Genomic DNA, 2,007 nt, shown 5'->3' on the forward strand with positions numbered 1-2,007 from the left:
GCGCAAGGGGGCGGAGGTCCACTCTAGGGTCTATTGCCGTCACCAGCTTATAACCAAAGGTTGTTTAAGAAAGGCATCTGGTCATTTCCGGGCGTCATATGCCGGCGCTACGGTCAGCCGGCAGCCGCTGGCCTGAACAGCCAGCCCTCCCCCTTCGCCCGCCGAAGCCCGGCGCGGCCCCGTTTCCGGAGCGCTTCCATGGCCCTGTACGACTCCATCCTCGATACCGTCGGCAACACCCCCATCGTCAAGCTGCAGCGCCTGGCGCCACCGCAGGTCAGCCTCTACGCCAAGGTCGAGTCGTTCAACCCGGGCGGCTCGGTGAAGGACCGCCTGGCGCTGGCGATCATCCTCGATGCCGAAGCACGTGGCCTGCTCAAGCCGGGCGATACGATCGTCGAAGCGACTTCCGGCAACACCGGCGTGGCGCTGGCAATGGTGGCCGCCGCGCGCGGCTACAAGTTCGTGGCCACCATGGTCGAGACCTTCTCGGTGGAACGCCGCAAGCTGATGCGCGCCTATGGCGCCAAGGTGATCCTGACCCCGGCCGCCGAACGTGGCAGCGGCATGGTGCGCAGGGCACGGGAGCTAGCCGAAGAGCATGGCTGGTTCCTCGCCAGCCAGTTCGCCAATCCGGCCAACCCGGCGTATCACCGCAACACCACCGCCGCCGAGATCCTGCGCGACTTCGCCGGCAAGCGGCTGGACTATTTCGTCAGCGGCTGGGGCACAGGTGGCACGCTCACCGGTGTGGGCGAAGTGCTGAAGGTTGCGCGCCCGCAGACCCGCATCATCGCCACCGAACCGGCCGGCGCGGCATTGCTCAAGGGTGATGACTGGAAGCCGCACAAGATCCAGGGCTGGACGCCGGATTTCGTGCCCGACGTGCTCAACCGCGATGTGGTGGATGAACTGGTGTCGGTCGAGGATGACCGCGCCATCGCCACTGCGCGCCGCCTGGCCGCCGAGGAAGGCATCTTCGTCGGTATCTCCGCCGGCGCCACCGTGGCCAGCGCGCTGGATGTGGCCGCGCGTGCCGAACCGGGCTCGGTGATCCTGGCCATGCTGCCGGACACCGGTGAACGCTACTTCTCCACGCCGCTGTTCGCCGATGTGAACGAAGGGTCTGACGACGACTGGCTGGCCGGGCTGCCGTGACGCATAACGCCGGGCATGGCCCGGCGCTGCCGCCCGTCACAAACCCCACCTGCTTCAGCCTGCGTGAAGGCGCCGCCCGCCATCGTGCGTGAAGGCCGTCGGATCGCAGCGCGTGAGACGGTCATGACGCAGTATCGATGCCCTGTCCCCTACCGTGGGAACAGCCGGCGCAGATGCTGCGCGGAACACCTCACAGGCAGGAGACGGACGCATGAAGATCGAAGTTTGGCAGGGCGACATCACGACCCTGGCGGTGGATGCGATCGTCAACGCGGCCAATGAAACATTGCTCGGTGGCGGCGGTGTCGACGGCGCGATCCATCGCGCCGCAGGCCCGGCACTGCTGGCCGAATGCGAACAGTTGCCGGAGCTTCGCCCAGGCGTGCGTTGCCCGACCGGCGAAGTGCGCGCCACCGGCGCCCACGCATTGCCGGCGCGGCATGTGCTGCACACGGTGGGACCTGTCTGGCACGACGGTCAGCGTGACGAACCGGCGCTGCTGGCCAACTGCTACTGGAAGTCGTTGCAGCTTGCGGAATCCCTGGGCGTGCAGTCGATCGCGTTCCCGGCGATCAGCTGCGGCGTGTACGGCTACCCGCTGTACCAGGCCGCGCAGATCGCGGTGACCGAAACGCTGGCGTGGCAGCGCAGCCATGCACAGCCGATGCGCATCGTGCTGGTTGCGTTCAACACCGCCACGGCCAAGGCCTACCAGCAGGCACTGGCAGCGGCCGGGCAGAGCATGGAGAGCGAGTCGCGCAGCCCGCTGCTGCCGCCACTGGGCGATACGGGCTTCGCCGCCGCACACTGAGCCGCACTGTTTCGCGGAAAGGAAAAGGCCGGGCGATG

Annotated in this window: 2 protein-coding genes; both read left to right on the forward strand. The window is 67.4% G+C overall.

Annotated features, from left to right (window positions below):
* Positions 1-198 precede the first annotated feature (198 nt).
* Positions 199-1,158 (forward strand): cysteine synthase A, encoded by a 960-nt coding sequence (gene cysK, locus O0J73_RS22275; RefSeq protein ID WP_008266373.1) that lies wholly within the window; start codon positions 199-201, stop codon positions 1,156-1,158.
* Between the two features lie 211 nt (positions 1,159-1,369).
* Positions 1,370-1,969: an O-acetyl-ADP-ribose deacetylase gene (locus tag O0J73_RS22280; protein WP_197564734.1), complete on the forward strand. Its 600-nt coding sequence runs from the start codon at positions 1,370-1,372 to the stop codon at positions 1,967-1,969.
* The last annotated feature ends 38 nt before the right edge of the window (positions 1,970-2,007 follow it).

This window comes from Stenotrophomonas sp. Sm6012 (genome assembly GCF_030985895.1).
Classification (GTDB): Bacteria; Pseudomonadota; Gammaproteobacteria; order Xanthomonadales; family Xanthomonadaceae; genus Stenotrophomonas; species Stenotrophomonas forensis.

Coding starts and splice junctions, on each gene's coding strand:
- cysK (WP_008266373.1), top strand. CDS start 199: ATGGCCCTGTACGACTCCATCCTCGATACCGTCGGCAACACCCCCATC.
- O0J73_RS22280 (WP_197564734.1), top strand. CDS start 1,370: ATGAAGATCGAAGTTTGGCAGGGCGACATCACGACCCTGGCGGTGGAT.